This is a genomic window from Kitasatospora sp. NPDC024654 (assembly GCF_055559155.1).
The window spans coordinates 1-16615 of the sequence record NZ_JBVHLF010000119.1 but is presented as its reverse complement, the minus strand read 5'-3'; the positions used below and the strand labels follow the sequence as shown (position 1 = coordinate 16615).

General features: G+C 71.1%; 19 protein-coding genes. 9 read left to right on the top strand and 10 right to left on the bottom strand.

Features of this window, described 5'->3' with window-relative positions; translation table 11 throughout:
• The coding region (locus ACZ38L_RS35435) for a transposase (protein WP_465701449.1) at window positions 1–124 on the bottom strand (124 nt) is incomplete at its 3' end.
• A 105-nt stretch (window positions 125–229) separates the two neighbouring features.
• On the opposite strand from ACZ38L_RS35435, the gene ACZ38L_RS35430 reads away from it, so the two are divergent.
• A complete protein-coding gene (locus ACZ38L_RS35430) occupies window positions 230–709 on the top strand; it encodes a Clp protease N-terminal domain-containing protein (protein ID WP_465701447.1) in 480 nt (159 codons plus the stop codon).
• A gap of 159 nt (window positions 710–868) precedes the next feature.
• Complete coding sequence (locus ACZ38L_RS35425) at window positions 869–2029, top strand: serine hydrolase domain-containing protein (RefSeq protein ID WP_465701445.1); 1161 nt, start codon at window positions 869–871, stop codon at window positions 2027–2029.
• A 769-nt stretch (window positions 2030–2798) separates the two neighbouring features.
• Here the strand turns inward: ACZ38L_RS35425 and ACZ38L_RS35420 are convergent.
• From ACZ38L_RS35420 to ACZ38L_RS35405, 4 genes are all read right to left on the bottom strand, one after another.
• Window positions 2799–4025 carry an FAD-dependent oxidoreductase gene (locus ACZ38L_RS35420; RefSeq protein ID WP_465701443.1) on the bottom strand — a complete coding sequence of 409 codons (1227 nt, stop codon included), beginning with the start codon at window positions 4023–4025 and terminating at the stop codon, window positions 2799–2801.
• Window positions 4026–4099: 74 nt separating this feature from the next.
• Window positions 4100–4456, bottom strand: coding sequence for a transcriptional regulator (locus ACZ38L_RS35415; RefSeq protein ID WP_465701441.1), 357 nt, complete (start codon window positions 4454–4456; stop codon window positions 4100–4102).
• Complete coding sequence (locus tag ACZ38L_RS35410) at window positions 4453–4950, bottom strand: hypothetical protein (RefSeq protein ID WP_465701439.1); 498 nt, start codon at window positions 4948–4950, stop codon at window positions 4453–4455. The genes ACZ38L_RS35415 and ACZ38L_RS35410 overlap by 4 nt, the downstream gene beginning before the upstream one ends.
• A gap of 171 nt (window positions 4951–5121) precedes the next feature.
• Window positions 5122–6600, bottom strand: a complete 1479-nt coding sequence (locus ACZ38L_RS35405) for an MFS transporter (RefSeq protein ID WP_465701437.1) — start codon at window positions 6598–6600, stop codon at window positions 5122–5124.
• 394 nt (window positions 6601–6994) lie between these two features.
• On the opposite strand from ACZ38L_RS35405, the gene ACZ38L_RS35400 reads away from it, so the two are divergent.
• The gene (locus ACZ38L_RS35400; RefSeq protein WP_465701435.1) at window positions 6995–8002 is read left to right on the top strand and encodes a hypothetical protein; all 1008 of its coding nucleotides are present in this window, start codon (window positions 6995–6997) and stop codon (window positions 8000–8002) included.
• A 32-nt stretch (window positions 8003–8034) separates the two neighbouring features.
• On the opposite strand, the gene ACZ38L_RS35395 is transcribed toward ACZ38L_RS35400, so the two are convergent.
• From ACZ38L_RS35395 to ACZ38L_RS35375, 5 genes are all read right to left on the bottom strand, one after another.
• Window positions 8035–8322, bottom strand: coding sequence for a thiamine pyrophosphate-dependent enzyme (locus ACZ38L_RS35395; protein ID WP_465701430.1), 288 nt, complete (start codon window positions 8320–8322; stop codon window positions 8035–8037).
• Between the two features lie 35 nt (window positions 8323–8357).
• Window positions 8358–8657 (bottom strand): DUF1330 domain-containing protein, encoded by a 300-nt coding sequence (locus ACZ38L_RS35390; protein WP_465701426.1) that lies wholly within the window; start codon window positions 8655–8657, stop codon window positions 8358–8360.
• A gap of 59 nt (window positions 8658–8716) precedes the next feature.
• A complete protein-coding gene (locus ACZ38L_RS35385) occupies window positions 8717–9691 on the bottom strand; it encodes an SMP-30/gluconolactonase/LRE family protein (RefSeq protein ID WP_465701422.1) in 975 nt (324 codons plus the stop codon).
• 475 nt (window positions 9692–10166) lie between these two features.
• Entirely contained in the window at window positions 10167–10367 is a 201-nt protein-coding gene (locus ACZ38L_RS35380) for a hypothetical protein (protein ID WP_465701420.1), read from the bottom strand.
• 419 nt (window positions 10368–10786) lie between these two features.
• On the bottom strand, window positions 10787–11620 hold the full coding sequence (locus tag ACZ38L_RS35375; RefSeq protein WP_465701418.1) for a proline dehydrogenase family protein: 834 nt from the start codon (window positions 11618–11620) through the stop codon (window positions 10787–10789).
• Between the two features lie 501 nt (window positions 11621–12121).
• On the opposite strand from ACZ38L_RS35375, the gene ACZ38L_RS35370 reads away from it, so the two are divergent.
• The 6 genes from ACZ38L_RS35370 (at window position 12122) to ACZ38L_RS35345 (ending at window position 16386) form a co-directional block, all read left to right on the top strand.
• Window positions 12122–12364, top strand: a complete 243-nt coding sequence (locus tag ACZ38L_RS35370) for a hypothetical protein (protein ID WP_465701416.1) — start codon at window positions 12122–12124, stop codon at window positions 12362–12364.
• Complete coding sequence (locus ACZ38L_RS35365; protein WP_465701414.1) at window positions 12336–12863, top strand: DUF6879 family protein; 528 nt, start codon at window positions 12336–12338, stop codon at window positions 12861–12863. The genes ACZ38L_RS35370 and ACZ38L_RS35365 overlap by 29 nt, the downstream gene beginning before the upstream one ends.
• Before the next feature lie 24 nt (window positions 12864–12887).
• On the top strand, window positions 12888–13736 hold the full coding sequence (locus tag ACZ38L_RS35360) for a helix-turn-helix domain-containing protein (RefSeq protein ID WP_465701412.1): 849 nt from the start codon (window positions 12888–12890) through the stop codon (window positions 13734–13736).
• Between the two features lie 253 nt (window positions 13737–13989).
• Window positions 13990–14424, top strand: coding sequence for an ATP-binding protein (locus tag ACZ38L_RS35355; protein ID WP_465701410.1), 435 nt, complete (start codon window positions 13990–13992; stop codon window positions 14422–14424).
• Window positions 14425–14652: 228 nt separating this feature from the next.
• The gene (locus ACZ38L_RS35350; protein WP_465701408.1) at window positions 14653–15786 is read left to right on the top strand and encodes a methyltransferase domain-containing protein; all 1134 of its coding nucleotides are present in this window, start codon (window positions 14653–14655) and stop codon (window positions 15784–15786) included.
• A 93-nt stretch (window positions 15787–15879) separates the two neighbouring features.
• Entirely contained in the window at window positions 15880–16386 is a 507-nt protein-coding gene (locus tag ACZ38L_RS35345; protein ID WP_465701406.1) for an HIT family protein, read from the top strand.
• The last annotated feature ends 229 nt before the right edge of the window (window positions 16387–16615 follow it).

The following is a 16615-nucleotide window of genomic DNA, read 5'->3' as shown; positions in this document are numbered from 1 at the left end:
TCCGAAGCGTCTCGTGATTGACCCCGAGATCATCAGCCACCGAGCGGATCGTGCGTCCCGGCTCCGACAAGTACAGCGCCACGGCGTCCGCCTTGAACTCCGGCGAGTACACCTTCATCACCACGGGGGACTCCTCTTCCTCTGGATCTCTGCGATCCAGTGTCTGGGGTGTCCACACTTCAGGGGGAAGCTCCCATCGCTGCCGGGGTCAAGTTGAGGAGGCGCGGCGATGACCGCGTTTGACAAGTACCTGCACGCGATCATCATGCGGGCGATACAGGAAGCCCGCGAGGATGGATCGGCGACGATCGAGTCCCACCATCTCCTGTTAGCGATCGCCGCCGACAATGAGGCCACCACGCAACTGGTGCTGACCACGGCAGGGCTCGATCGCCGAGCGCTCCGCAATGCACTGGACCGGGAGTTCGAGCACAGCCTGCGGGCAGTCGGGGTCTCTCCGGCCGCGTATGCCCTTCCTCGACCGAGCCCTGTTTCCGGGCAACCCAAGATGGGCGCATCGGCCAGACTCGCGCTGGAGCGGAACTTCGCCTCTGTTCGCCGCAAGAAGGACCTGCAGCCGGCGCATGTGCTGCTCGGGATCCTGCAGGCCCAGGTCGGCACCGTGCCACGTGCTCTGGCCCTGGCTGGCGTCGACCAGGCCGAACTGGTGAACCGCGTCCAGCAGGTGCTCAGCAGCGAAGACGCATGACCACCGGAAATGGCCTGCTGCCGCCGATCTCCCCAACCGCCACCCCTGGCCACTCGACCACGCTGTGGCGCGGGACCGGTCCTGCAGACGCGTAACCGTCGGCGTGGACAGGGGCCGCACGACCGTATACGGCTTACCCACCAGCAAGGAGAGGATTCAATGGACCAACGTGCTGCCTACACCGACGGCGGCCAACCACACCCCGCAGTGACCGAGAATCAGGTCGCCAGGTCTGCAGCCCTACCGGCCTCAGCGGCCGACGGCCACGCAAGGCTCCAACGCCTACTCGACCAGGCCGTGTCTCCTGGGGGCCTTCCCGGCGTCCTCGCCGAGATCCGCGACGGCGACCGGCAGTGGTCCGGTACAGCGGGAATGGCTGACACCGTAACCGGCCGTAAGCGCTCACCGCAGGACCGGTTCCGTATCGGCAGCATCAGCAAGTCGTTCGTGGCCACTGTGATGCTGCAGTTAGCGGCTGAAGGCCGGCTGAGCCTGGACGATACTGTGGAACGATGGCTGCCCGGCATAGTCCGCGGCCACGGCCACGACGGCGGCGAGGTCGCCATCAAGATGCTGCTCAACCACACCAGCGGGATCTTCAACTACACCGATAACCAGGAAGCCCTGAACCGCGACGAGACCCACACCCCCGAGTCGCTCGCGCAGATCGCCATGTCGCATCCGGCCACCTTCGCACCGGGATCGGACTGGGCGTACTCCAACACCAACTACGTCCTCGCAGGCATGATCATCGAACGGGCCAGCGACCAGGCGCTCGCCGACGAGATCACCGCCCGGATCGCCGGCCCACTCGGCCTGACTGGGACGTACCTGCCGCACGGCAGCGACCCGACGATCCGTGAGCCGCACTCCCGGCACTACACGAAGTTGTTCCAGACCGACTGTGCCGCCCCCGTCTACGAGGCGACCGAGCTTGATCCGTCCATGTTCTGGGCGGCTGGCGGCATGATCTCCACCGCTCAAGACCTCAATCGGTTCTTCAGTGCCCTGCTCGGCGGCCGCGTGCTGCCGCCAGACCAGCAACGCGAGATGTTCACCACGTTGCCGACCAGCGGCTGGATCCCCCATACCACTTACGGTCTCGGCATCTCCTCGGTGAGGCTGCCCGGTGGGGAAACAGTCTGGGGCATGGGTGGCGCGCTCCTGGGCTCATGGTCCTACAGCTACGGCACCCGCGACGGAGCACACATGCTCACCGTCAACGTCAACGGCGACTGGGTAGACAAGGGTTGGGACGACCCCATCGGCATCTTCACCGATCTGCTGCAGACGAAGTTCTCACCTCTGACCGGGACCTGAGCATCGCAGTCATGATGCGGATCGTGTGCTCAAGACCGCGGCCTCGCGGGGACCCGGCACGACCCAGGGGCTTGCCGGTGGGGAAGTTCGCGGAGGACCGGCAGAGCCGTCGGGGGCAGCGTCGCCCGACATCTGAGCGAGCAAGGAGACGGGTCCTCTTCCCACCGCGCAACTGTCAGGGCGGCGGCGCGGAGGACCCGCAATCACAACGACACGACCCGCTGGCAGATCAAGGGCACCAAAACCCTGGCCGAGCTGCTCACCGAAGCGTTCCGCGCCAAGCTGCCCGCCCTCGACTGGCGGATCGGCACCGGCAGCAGCCTGACCGGCACCGTGCAGCGGACCACATTCGCCACCGCCGAGCGGCGTACCGCGTTCGACCAGTGGGCCCGCTACCTCGACGCGGTCGTCTGGCCCGAGACCCGACTCGGCCGGCGCCACCCGGCGCCGTGCCAAGGCCGAGAACCACCTGGGCGTGCACGTGACCACCGCCGCCGGCCTGTACGAGCAGCCGCGGCCACAGCGACAATGGCCCGCTCCCGAGAGCGGTGACGGGAGCGGGCCATTGTTGGAGCCTGATCGTGACGGCAGGCCCGAACACCACGACTATGGCCTGCCCGTCCTCCAGATCCGTACGCTTCCCACCACGGAGATTCACCCAGCCAGCGGCATCCCCACGCAGCCTGGGCATCGTCTCGGGGCCGTGCCCGTTCCGGCGGCGCGCTCGTTGAGCCCGGTGCCTGCCCGGCAGGGCGGGCGGCGTACGGGCTCATATCCCCGGTCCGCGCGCCGCCCGCCCCAGATGGGTGACGGAGGTCAGCCCCAGGCACCCGGAGGCGGTTACTCGTCGTCGGCCGGCGGTCGCGAAGGCAGTGCCCATCACGCGCAGCGAGGCCCCGGCACCCCGGTCGCCGTCGACGGTGCGCCCGGCGGCGAACAGGTTGCCGATGTCGCGGCTGCGCAGGACGTCCAACGGGATTCCGTAGCAGCCGGGTTCGCCGATGAACGTCCACTGCGCGGGCCGACCCGGGCCCGGGTGGTACTCCATCGGCCAGGCCCCGACGGCCACCGCGTCGTCCATCGGTCCCGGCGAGAGCAGCTCGTCCTCGGTCAGTCTCCGCCGCGCGCACAGATGGCGTGACTCGCGCGTACCCAACTCGGGTCCAGTGCCGACGAGATAGGCCCCGGCGCAGCCGGGGAGCGAGCGGACGACGCTCAGGTAGGCCTGTGCCTGCTCGCGCGCGCCGGCCTCGGCGCGGCTGGTGTCGGCCGCATCGCGCGCGTCGTAGCCCTCGTCGACCAGGTAGCTGATGACGTCGCCGGAGCCCGGCAGCCGTGCGATGAGCCCGCCTTCGGCGACCAGCGGTCCCACACCCGCGCGCCTCGCCCGGCGCACGGCGGCGCCCACCGCCTGCGAGGTGACCTCGACATCGGCCGGTATGCCACCGAAGCGCACGCCGAGGCTGCCGTTCTGCACCCAGCCGTCATGACCGTAGCGGACCTCGGCACCGGCCCGGTGGGCCAGGTTGGCCTCGCCGGTGGCGTCGACGAAGGCGGCTGCGGTGAACTCGTGGATCCCGGCGTGGTCCGCCACCCGCACCGAGGTGATCCGGTCGCCGTCGCGCCTGGCACCGACGAGCTGGCTGTGGAGCCTGACCTCCACCCCGGCGCGGGCGCAGACGACGTCCAGCGCGCGCTTGACACTCTCCGGGTCGAAGACGACCGCGACACCGGTGAAACGGGTCGGCCGGCTGAGCGCGTTCATCCCACGCAGTTCTGTGAGCACCTCCTCGGCGACCCCGAAGACGACCTGACGCCCATCCTCACGGGTGAACAGGCCACAGTAGGTGGCCACGTTCCGCAGCGTCGCCGCACCGCCCAGGCAGGGCCCGCGTTCCAGCAGCAGTGTCCGAGCGCCGGCCCTCACCGCGCCGACCGCCGCGGCGACCCCTCCCGAGCCACCTCCGGCGACGAGCACGTCATACCGGTCGATCATGCTGCGCTCCTCTCCTCGTTCTCGGTGAACAGCGCTGCCGCGTTTCCGGGCGTCCCGGGCAGGATCGGGGAACATCAGTCGGGCGGCGCGCCGGGCGGCGCGGCCGCTCCGGCTTCGTGGGACGCGGCAGCGATGGACTGCAACGCGACGATGTGGGCGCGCAACCGCTCACGCCCCAGCGCGGTGCCGCGCAGCCAGGTCCGCGGCCGCCGCTCCGCGGTCCCCTTGCGCACCTCGACGTAGTCGGCGCCGCGCAGGGTCGCGAGTTGCTTCGACAGGGCCGAGTCGGTCAGCCCGACGTGGTCCCGGGCGAAGCCGAACTCACACCAGTCAGCGGCCGCCAGCAGCGAGAGGATGGCCAACCTCGTCGGGTCCAGCAGCAGTTGGTCCAGCGAGTGGTCGCCCGGCGGCATCCGGTACTGCGGACTCACACGAAACCCTTGGCCATCCGGGAAGCGGCGATCCGGTTGCCGATAATCCCGACCACGAGCATGACCACGGTGAACGGCACGCCGAAGGTGGTGGCGGGGTGGTGGGCGAACCAGGAGTGGCCACTGCGGGGCAGCAACCAGCCGCCGGCCAGCGGCACGACGAGCGAGCACACCACGATGACGGCGACGAACGTGCGCCGGGCGCGCCGCGAGAGCAGGTCCGACGCGGGCCGGACCCGGACCCTGAAACCGATGCGGATGGCGACAACCGGTGACACCTTCGGCAGGTAGGTGAGCAGGATGCAGAGCGCGAAGGTCAGGAAGTCGATGCCGGAGGCGGTGTCGGCGCTGAGGTAGTCGTGCACCGAGACGACCACGATGCCGACCAGTCCCACCGCCAGCCATCCCCACCACGGCACGACCGTGCCGGCCGCCAGCTGCTCCCTACGACGCTGGATGCCCACCAGCGCCTCGCGGGCCTCGTCCGGGTTCATATCGCCACCTCTTTCTCTCACTGCGGGTTGACACTTGCCTGAGGAGAAACTATCGACCCCTTTCCCCTCAGGCAAGTAAAAACTTTCCCTTCAGGAAAGTAATGCTCCAGGGCGCTGACCGAGAGCCGACCCGGCTGGCCCGGAGGATCGTCCGGGCCCCGGGGACCGCGTTCACCGAGTCTGCCCGGCCGCCGAGGTCCGGCCCGGACGTCCGGTCAGCGCCGCGCACGCGAAGGCGGCGACCGCCAGGCCGGCGAGCAGCCAGTAGGCGCCGGAGTACCCGTGCACCAAGGCGGCCTCCGGATTTCCGTGATCGGCACGGGTGATGGCGGTGGCGACGGTCCCGGCCAGGGCGAGGCCGATGGCACCACCGATCTGCCTGGAGGTGTTGACGAGCCCCGACGCGGCACCGGCGCGATCGGCCGCGACACCGGCCAGCGCGGCTGCCGCCACCGCGACGGACGTCAGGCCCAGCCCCGCGCCGTTGAGGACCAGCGGGACGAGCAGGTCGCGGCCGTAGCGGCCGCTCAGCGGCAGCCGGCTGTACCAGACCATCGCCATCGCGAGCAAGGCGATGCCGCTCAGCAGGACGGCCCGGGGACCGCTGCGCCGCATCCAGCGTTGGCCGAGCTTCGCCGACAGCGCGATGGCGGCGTTGCACGGCAGGAACGCCAGCCCGGTCTGCAGAGCGTGGTAGTGCCAGATGCGCTGGAGGAACAGGGACAACTGCAGGAAGACCGCGAAGGCACCGGTGTAGAGCAGGCCTCCGGCCAGGGTCGCCGCGCGCAGCGAGGGGGAACGCAGCAGGTCTGGCGGCACCAGCGGCGCCGCGGCCCGGGTTTCGACCACGCAGAACGCCGCGATCAGGACGGTGCCGGCAACGAGCAGCAGCACGACCGAGGGCGCGCCCCACCCCTGGGTGGGCGCCTGGGTGAGCGCGAGCGACAGCGCGACCAGGCCCAGCGTGACGGTCAGCGCGCCGGCGCTGTCGAAACCCAGCCTGCGGCCGACAGCAGGACTCGGCGCGGACACAAACGGCAGGACCAGGACGATCGCGGCGCCGACCGGAACGTTGACGTAGAACACCCACGGCCAGCCCGCAGCGGAGGTGAGGATGCCGCCGAGCAGCTGACCAGCCGCGCTGCCCAACCCCGACACCGCGCCCCACAGGCCGATCGCGGAGCGCCGCTCCTCGGGATCGGGGTAGAGTTCGGCGATCAGCGAGAGCACCGCCGGCGCCATGAAGGCCGCCCCGAGCCCGGCGGCCGCGCGCATCGCGATCAGCACGCCGCCGCTCGTCGCGAGCCCGCACCCCAGCGATGCCAGGCAGAACACGGTGACACCGGCCAGGAAGACCCGCCGTCTCCCGAGCAGGTCCCCGGTGCGGCCGCCGAGCAGCAACAGGCCGCCGAAGACCACGGCGTAGGCGTTGACGACCCACGGCAGGCCACTGTCCGACAACCGCAGGCCGCGGCCGATCGAGGGCAGCGCGACGTTCACGATGGAAACGTCCAGCAGAACCATGAACTGCGCCATGCACAACATCAGCAGGGCGATCGAGCGGTGCCCACGCGGTCGGCCGTCGGACCGATCGATGACGGCGGCGGACGGCCGGCGGCTCACCAAGAGACGGGCGGGTGTGACGGACATCGGGATCCCTCCGGAACGTGGCTGCAGGCGGGACCGGGGCGACGACGCACTCGCCGCGCGGCAGTGAGCACGGGCCGCGAAAGGGCCTGCATCGCTAGCCTTGCGGCCCGGGAAGCTACGGTGGAGACCCTTTCGGTCCAGGTCGAAGAGCACGAGCCCGGTCCACCCGTTCCGGCGGGTGGCACCAGCCGGAAGCGGCCGAACGAGCTTTCCGCCGGTTATAGTTCAGCGGCGTCACCACTCCGCAGACCGCCACGGCCAAGCGCGGGGCGGCCTCCACCCGCCGTGCCGGCCATCGCCACACAGCGCCGGAGCCGCGCGAAAAGCCGACCGGAGAATCTCGGCAGGCGGGCGGGGGAACCTACTGGGAAAGGGACGGGGTCGGGTGCTTCGTGTGCGTTTCACCCTCGATGACCTGATCAGGGTGCGTCTGGCCACCGCGGCGCATCCGATGGCCGAGACCGCGCTCAGCCTGCCCGCACTCCGGGACCGCAGGCCCGGCGGCGGCGGCATCGACCCTTGGCGCTCCCACACCAGACAGGCTCTGAGCGTGCAGCTGCACCCCTTGCTGGAGCTGGTCGCCGCCCTGCGTGGCCGACACGAACAGTTCCTCTGCCGGGTGCGCGGCTTCTCCTGGCTGGAACGCAATCTCGACAGCGTCCTGGGCGCCGACCACGCGCGGCTGGCCACCGGCCTCGCCCGGCTCACCCACGCCGCCCCCGGCGCGGCCGGCTGGCTGGACGCGGCGCCCCACGGCCAGCCGGAAGACCTGGTCCATCTGGGCCGGGCCGTACGGATCTACCACGACGTGGCGGTGGCCCCGTTCTGGCCGAGGATCGCGGCCTGCGTGCAGGCCGACCGCGCGCTGCGGGTCCAGGACCTGGCCGCCGGCGGAGTCCACCGGCTGCTCAGCCGTCTGCACCCGAGCATCCGCTGGGAGCCACCGGTCCTGCACATGCCCTGCCCCTGGGACCTCGACATCGACCTCCACGGCCGGGGCGTGGTGCTGTCACCGACGTTCTTCTGGCCCGCCCCGCTGGTGCACGTCGACGAGGTGGACACCGGCGCACCCATCGAGCTGCGCTACCCGGTCTCCCGCGACCTGACCTCCTTCCGCACGGTCTGGGCCCCCGCGACCAGCCCGTACGCCAGCGAGCGCGTACTCGCCGGCCTCCTCGGCGCCACCCGGGCGCGAATCCTGCTGGCGATCGCCGACGGGCACGCCACCACCACCGCGGTGGCCCGCGCCGCCGCCGTCGCCCCCGCCTCCGCGAGCGAGCACGCCACCGTCCTGCGCTCCGCCGGCCTGATCACCACCTCCCGCCACGGCCAGTCCGTGCACCACACCCTCACCGCGCTGGGCGCTGGGCTCGTCGAGGGCGATCACGACCGCAGTGCCTGAACGGGGTGGAGTGGAAGGATCCCCGCTCCGGTTCAGGGTCGGGGGACGTTACGCAGGTTGCCGCGGGCAAGGTCAAGCACGCCGCCCGTCAGAACGGCGGTGATCACGTCGACCAGGGCCGGTCCGGGGTGAGCGAGGGCCGCCGCCGGTCCCGCCTCGACGTCGGTGGGCTGCCCGATCCGCCACGACCGGGTACCGAGCGCGGTCGCCACGCCGGCGTAGTCGCCCGGGTCGTGGCCGGTCGCGTAGGCGGGGCGGCTGTCGACCAGCATCTCCAACTTCACCGTGCCCGATGAGGAGTTGTTGAAGATCACGGTCATGACCGACAGTTGCTGTCACCCACCACACCGCTCGGCTACCGCACAGGTGGCCCCGCCATGACGACCACCTCCGCCCGGCTGGACCTGGTGCGCAGTGGTGCCACCCGCGCGTAGGCGTCGGAGTGGTAGAAGGCGAGCGCGTCCTCGTGACTGCCGAACCGTGCCACCACGGTGCGGCGGTCACGCAGGTGGTCGCCCTCCAGGACGGTGGCGCGCCCTCCTTGCACCAGGAGTTCACCACCGAAGGCCGCGAGGACGACGCCCACCTCGTCCTCGTACCGGGCGAAGAGCTCCGGGTCGTACACGTCGATGTGGGCGATCAGGTAGCCGAACATGCCTCTCCTGGCGTGCGGTCGCGGTGGTCACGGGTTGGCCTCACTTGCAGGCACACACGTCAGCGCAGGGCCACTCCGGTGACGGTGAACGGCAGGGCGGCCGGAAGCCCCACCGTCTGCTGGTCCATCTGGCTGTCGGTGACGAGGAGTTGGTGGTCGGCCCAGGCGACACCGGTAGGGAAGCGCAGGCCGGGGCTCGCGATCCGGGCGGTGATGGTGCCCCGGCGGCCGTCGGGGGTCAGCTGGATCTGGGCCACCAGATCCGCCCGCGGCTGCGCCGCGTACAGGGTCATGCCGTGCAGGGCGAAGCCGTCCGAGCCGGGCAGCCGGTATCCGCCCAAGTCCACGGCGGTGATGTCACGGTCGGCCAGGCCAACGCGGAACAGGCCGCCGGTCGCGGTCTGGCCGACCAGGAGCGCCGAGCCGTCGGGAGTCAGCGCGATGCCGTTGAGGTTGAAGCCGGGCACATAGCGGATCGGCGTGCCGGTCAGCGGCAACCAGGCGTCGATCGCACCGGGCTGCGCATCCGGACGAACCTGGTCCGCGTCGATGCGCCACAGCACCGGGGAACCCGCCGAGACGTCCGTGACGTACGCGTTGCCGTCCCGGTCGAAACCGAGGTCGTCCAGGAACGCCTTCCCCACCGAGGCGGCCGGCACCGAGAACTCCCGGATCAGCGTGCGGGTACCGGTGTCGTACACGAAGACCTTGCCGAGCGTCCCGCCGACCACCCACAGCCTGCCGTGCGCGTCGAGCTTGACCCCGAAGGCCTGGGTGCGGCCGTCACCGCCCGCGGGCAGGAAGACCGAGGTGCTCGAGGATCCGACATGGCCGGTGAGCACCGCGCCGTTGCCGCTGCTGGAGACGTAGAAGGTGTCCCCACCCGGCTGCACCACCACGCTCTCGGGATAGGCGGCGGCCGAGGGGAGATCGTAAACCGTCCGCACGGGACGCGGTGCGGCCTGGGCCGCCGAGACGGTACCAGAGGCCAGCAGGATCGCGACGGCGGCGACCAGCACGGGACGACGAAGCATGAAAGAACTCCTCAGGACATCGGGGCGCGGAGCCGCGCACCCGCGCCGCAGTTCGGCGCGGCAATCACTCTGCTCGCAGTCGGCTCCTGCTCGGGAGAGCCTTTCGGCCGGTCCCGAAGAGCCTGGCGCTCCGCTCCGAGAGGCGCTGCGGGCCACCCTGTCGGGCTCGGGGGATCGTCACCGCAGGTCGGGGCGGGAGAACGAGTCGGTTTCTGATGCAAGGACTCGTCGGCGGGGTTTCGGTATACGGGGTCCCGACTGCCGCGCAGTGGGCGCCCAAGCCCTGCCAGACCCCGGCTGACCAGCGACAACACTCCATCCCGACGAGCACCCGACCACCTCCGGAGCCGTGGAACCCGGCGCCCACCCGACGCGACAGCCGGGCCCTCACCATGCCCACAGAGCAGAAACACCGGCCCGGCCAAGCAAAAACGGCCCGCCAGCCAAGCTGACGAGCCGTCATGCAAGATCAAGGCTAAGAGCGCAGGTCACTTGCCCCGCACGCTTCGGGGTCACATTCTTCGTGGGCGGGCGCGGCTGCGGCCGCGTATCCGCCGCGGGCCTTCTCCTCGGGTGCGGCGTCGTCGGCCGGGCGCATCGCGCCACCCAGCACGGCGAACGCGGCGACGCCCAGCATGACGGCGCTCATGACTCGGCCTGCGGTCCTGTTCTGCATGGAAGGCTCCTCCAGTTCGGTCAGTCCAGCCAGACGGCCGCGGGTGTTCACGCCAGCTGGCACATAGCGAGGAACTCCCATTTCAGCTTATCCGGTCAGGCCTGATCGGGCATCAGTTCAGCCTGGATCCACCGATTCATGATCGACGCGGGGAGGGGCTGACCGATGGTGGCCGTTGCGGACCACCAGGCGCCGACCCGGACCGTCATCACCGCCGCCTGATTCTGTACACAACAAGGGACAGCGTTTGGGCAGCGGACGCCACTGGCGGCTGATTCGAAATGTTCACGAGTTTCGACAGCAGCGGCAGCGACGTCCGGGTGTGTCGTCCCGGGGTGGAACGGCCCTTGTCGTCGGGGGCTGGCTGGCGGTGCGCACGGTGGTGTGCCGGGGCACGGTGGCGTTCGTCCGGATCGGGTTCATGCGGCCGCGTCGACGAGGGCTTGGAGCAGGCGCTGGGGGTCTTCGGCGAGTCGGTTGCAGACGTAGAGCCACCATTCCGTGCCGAAGACGACGTACTCGCGGGTGGGGTGGCCACGCTCGGCCATGGCGCCGAGGCGGTCGGGCCCGAGGCCAAGGAGGGTTTCGAACTCCCAGGGGGCGGAGTCCTGGTTCTTCCTGCCGACGTAGTGGTCGATACGGCCGATCAGATCCCAATCGTGGGTGGCGAAGGAGCACAGGTGGCCCGAGTCGGCCAGCTGTTGGGCGTACTTCAGGTAGGCAACGGTCAGGGCCGGGGCTTCCCGCCGGTGGGCGATGCTCTCGGGTTCGAGGAAGGCGCCCTTGACCAGGCGGATGCGGTCGGGACGGGTGAGCAGCTCCGGTAGATCGTCTGCGGTGCGGTGCAGGCGCGCCTGGACGGTGATGCCCACGTGGTCGAACCGCTCGCACAGCGTGCGGTGCAGGGCCAGCACCGCGTCGGTGCGGTCGGAGCCTTCGGCCGAGATCATCATCTCCCGCCCGGTGGCGGCGGTGGCCTGGGCGACACGAGTGGCGTTGGCCAGCGCGATCTCCGCGTCGACGGCGAGGCCGATGTGGGACAGGTCGAGGGAGATCGAGCACCCGGGCGGCAGCAGCCGGGCGGCGGCGAGGAACGTGTCGGTCTCTTCGGTGGCCCGCTGCGGGTCGCGGCAGCTCTCGCCCATGTACTCGACATTCACGCGGTGGCCGGCGGCCAGGATCTGCTGCGCGCGGTCCAGGGCGTCCAGGATGCCAGCTTCCAGTCGGGTCAGCCGCCGAAGGAATTGCTCCATGTCGACTGTTCTTCAGCGACCTGACCCTGTGGCCGGACGGCCAGAGCAGCGACTGGGGCCGGCGCGGCACGGACTGGGAAGGCGGTCTGCGTCAGCTGGAGGACGCCCCCGCGCCCGCGTTGTACCTGATTCTCAGCCAGTACCACCACGCGATCCTGGGCGACGCCACCCGCCAGGGCATGAAGCTGTACTTTGCCGACGGCACGGTTGAGCAGGTCCCCCCGAGGTCCGGGAGAAGGCCCGCGCGTTCATGCAGCAGACCTTGGAGCGGGACTGGCCCGGCTACATCCGGGGGATGATCGCCGACGGCAAGATCGCACCGCCGGACCGAGCCGAGAGCCCGAGGCCGGACGATGCTGCCTCGGGCCCCGTCGCGGGGCGCGTGCCGCCCTGCTGCGCCCCGCGCGCCCTTGACGGGCGGTCACCTGTGGGTGGAGCGTCATGCAAAACTGCGCAACCGACTTGGTACGGGAGGGCATCATGACGCTACGGTTCGCCGGGGTGGACCCCAACACCGGCAAGGATGAGAGCCCGATGGTGTGGGTGGACGACGAGCAGAGGGAGCTGGTCGTCCAGGGCCTCAAGCCCGGTGCCGAGCTCCTGACGGAGATCGGCACGACCGAGTGGGTACCCGGCCACTCCGTCGGTACCCCCGACCACGAGAACGTGACCCGCATCCCGCTGCGCATGGCGCAGGTCATCAGGAAGGCGCTCGATGATGCAGAACGTGACGGCCTTCTCTGAGCTCCTGGCCGGCGCCGAGCACTCCGCGGTACACCTGGAGATGCGCGACTCCTACGGCGTTGCCGGAGAGGCAGAGCAGTTCGAGACCTTCCGCCGCACCGGTGTGCGCCCGGACCTCGACCCCGAGGGTGAGGACTGGTCCGACTGGGTGCCGATGATCCGAAGTGCGGTCGCCCGCGGCGTGGTGATCCGCCGGGCTCGCATCGTCTCCGAGCCGGTCACCGAGTACATCCGCTTCGAGCACGCCGGGACCGTGGTCAACCTCGCGGCCGGCGAGGAGGTCCGTTGGCTGCCGCGACGCCGGGCCTCCGACCTCGCGCTGCCCGGCAACGACTTCTGGCTGTTCGACGGGAGGATCGTCCGGTTCAACCACTTCACCGGCGACGGCGCCTCCGCCGGGCCGCAGATGTGCGAGGACCCCGCCGTCGCCAAGCTCTGTGCCGACGCGTTCGAGGCCGTCTGGGAACGCGCCGTCCCGCACGAGCAGTACACCGTCTGACGCCCGAACCGGACGACCAGCTCCATGCCCACCTCCCCGTCCTCCAGCGCCCAGGAAGCCCGCCTGGCCGTCGCCGCACGGCTGCGCGAGATCATGCTCGACGCCGACCTGACGGGGCAGGAGCTGGCCGCCCGGTGCGGCTGGAACGGCGCCAAGACCTCCCGCATCATCAACGCCAAGACAGCGCCCTCGGACGCCGACATCCGCACCTGGTGCCGGGCCTGCGATGCCGACGACCAGGCCGACGACCTGATCGCCGCCAACCGCGCCGTGGACTCCATGTACGTCGAGTGGCGCCGCCTCACCCGCACCGGCCTGCGCCGCCTCCAGGAGTCCGCCGCGCCTCTGTACGAGCGCACCCGGCACTTCCGCTCCTACTCCTCCCGCGTCGTGCCGGGCGTCCTGCAGACCGAGGCGTACGCCACCGCGCTGCTTGCCACGGTCGCCGACTTCCGCCGAACCCCCAACGACGTCGCCGACGCCGTCAAGGCGCGCCTGGCCCGCTCCCGCGTCGTGCGCACCGGCCACCACCGCTTCGCGATCCTGATGGAGGAGTCCGTCCTCTACTACCGCCTCGGGACCGCCGAGACGATGGCCGAGCAACTGGAGCACCTAAGGGCTGCCATGGCGCTGCCGGCCGTCTCGCTCGGCGTCATCCCGTTCACGGCACAGCGCACCATGTGGCCGGTGGAAACCTTCAACATCTTCGACGACGCCGAGGCCGGCGTGGAGCTGCTGTCCGCCCAGGTGACCGTCACCACGCCCAGCGAGCTCGCCCTCTACGCCCAGGCGTTCGACCGACTCAAGGACTTCGCGGTCTACGGCGCACAGGCGCGGACCCTGATCAACCGGGCCGCTGACTCCCTGGGCTGAATTCCTGCAAACACGTGCAAACACGTTGAGGGTCAGGTCGGTCACTCCCTACCGTCGAACCGTCGCCCGCCGTGACGGACCGGACACCCGGCCCCGGCGGGCGAGCCGGGCCGCTGCGCCCGCCCGCCCCCGTCGGGTGGGCGCAGCCGTCACTGCCGACGAGAGAGCGGAGAACCGCCGTGGCCGCGCACCGCATACCCCGCCCACCGGCCACGGCCGCGCTTGGGCAGCGTCGGCGGGTGCGAGGGCCCCGGTGACCACGACCGTCGAGACCCCGACGCTTCCCCCGGCTGCCAGCTCCGCCAGGGCGCTGCTGCCCTACGAGCCGCAGTCCGCCGCAGCGGCCCGGCGCCTGGTGCGCACCACGCTGCGCGCGTGGGGGCTGGACGACCTGGTCGAGGCTGGCGAACTGGTCGTCAGCGAGCTGGCGGCCAACGCCGCGAAGACCGGCTGTCGGCGGAAGATGACGGTCGCCGTCGAGCGGATCACCGACCGGTGCGTGCGGATCAGCGTCCGCGACGGCTCCCGCGCCCTGCCCTGCCTGATCGACGCCGGCCTTGCCGCCGTGTCGGGGCGCGGCGTGGCCCTGGTCCACCACCTCACCGGCGGGCACTGGGGCGTGACCCTGGAGCCGTTCGGCAAGACCGTCCACGCGGACCTGCGTACCCGCTCTCCCGGCCCGGCTTAGCCCAGTGCCTCGGTGCGCCGGGGCGTCCCTCTACTCCTCCCGGGCGCCGGGAGGGCACCATCACAGCGACGACGAGGAGGTCGGTATGGACATTGACGGTGACCACGGTGGTGGAGGCTCGGGCGACGGAGGCGGGGGTGACAGGCACCCGGGGACTCCGTGGACGCCGCCGTCCGACCCGCCGTCCCCTGACGGCAGCACCCCGCCCGGAGACGGGGGACACCGCAAGTGACGCTCGCACCTGAGCAGGAGGGCCGCCCCGTGCCGGGGCGGTCCTTCCCCGTCGCCGACGCGTGGGCGCCAGCCTTCGACGCGGTCCCGCGCTCGCTGTTCCTGCCGGACCTGATCTGGGCGCACGACATTGCCACCGGCACGAGCCGCCCCGTCGACCGGACCGCCGACCCGGACGGCTGGCGGGCGGCGGCGGCCGCGGACATCCCGATCGTCACGCAGTGGGACGACGGCGAGCACCAGGGCGCCGAGCCCGGCACCGTGCCGACCAGCTCGGCATCACAGCCGTCGCTGGTCGCCTCCATGCTGGACGACCTGAAGGCCGAGCCGGGGATGCGGGTGCTGGAGCAGGGCACCGGCACCGGCTGGAACGCCGCACTGCTGAGCCATCGGCTCAGCGACGCGAACGTGACCACGATCGAGGTCGACGCAGCCGTGTCCGCCCAGGCCCGCGCCGCACTCGAGCGCGCCGGCTACCAGCCGACCGTGGTCTGCGGGGACGGCGCGCTCGGCCACCCGCCCGGCGCCCCGTACGACCGGATCACCGCGACCTACGGGCTGCGAAAGATCCCGCAGGCGTGGATCGAGCAGACCCGCCCCGGCGGGCTGATCCTGGCGCCGTTCGGCACCCACTACTCCAACGCCGACGCCCTGATCCGCCTCACCGTGGTTGGCGACGGCACCGCGTCCGGCCCGTTCCTCCAGCCGGTCGAGTTCATGAAGATGCGCTCCCAGCGCCTGCGGTGGCCGCAGAACCCGGCCGACGGCGGCACCGTCGCCGAGAGTGCCACCACCGCGACGCTGCCCGCGCACGGCAAGTTCGACCCGTTCCCGCTCGCCGCCGGCCTGCGCCTACGCGACGTCGTCCACGCCGTTCAGCCGCACGAGGACGGCGCCCGGACGCTGTGGCTCTACTCCCTCACCGTCCCGGCCTGGGCCGCCGCGACCTTCCGCGACGGCGAGGACGAGCACCTGGTCCGCCAGTACGGCGACCGCCGGCTCTGGGACGACTTCGAGCAAGCTCTCGGCTGGTGGCACCGGGCGGGCGAGCCCGGCGTCGACCGGCTCGGGCTCACCGTCACCCCGGACGGCTGGCAGGCCTGGCTGGATGACCCCGCCCAGACGATCTGACCGTGCGGTCCGGCGCCGCGAGCCCGCCTCGCGGCGCCGGACCCGTCGCCGAACTCCGCCAGCCCCGGCGGGCGCACGCGGAAGGGGAAGCGCATGGAACGCCGGCCGATGGATCTGGCCGCCTACAGCGAGCAGGCCCAGCACGGGCCCTGCTTCATCTGCCGCCTGGTCTCAGGCGACCCGGACTACGCGCACGAGATCGTCTACGAGACCGAGCAGCACCTGGCCTTCCTCGACAAGTGGCCCGTGCTGCCCGGCAAGCTGCTGGTCGTGCCCAAGCAGCACCTGGAGCACGTCGTCACCGACCTCACCGAGCAGGACTACCTCGCCATGATGCGCACCGTACGGCTGGTCGCCCTGGCCGCCGAGGACATCCTGGACGGCGAGCGCACCTACCTGTTCTCCCTCGGCTCCCAGGCCGGCAACAGCCACCTGCACTGGCACATCGCCCGCCTCCCGCACGGCGTCCCCTACGAGCAGCAGCAGTTCGAGGCCCTCGCCTTCGGCAACGGCGTCCTCACCTACGCCCCCGCCGAACGCGCCGCCCTCGTCGACCGGCTGCGCCAGGCCATCACCGCCCGCGCCACCGCGGCCGGCTGACCAGCCGTTGCCCAACCGGGCGCCCACTCGTTGGACCCGCCGAGCGCCTCCACCAGGGCGCGCGGCTGCGCCTGCTCCACATCGCCCGGCACGAACACCCCCCCACGGACCGGGCGCCGCACGGTGAAGCCCTACTAGTAGGGCTTTGTTAGGTACCCCAAGTGATCGTCGTCGGGTAGGCTGTGATCTTCTTTCAGGTGTGACACCTGAGGAGATGGAAACGGTCCGC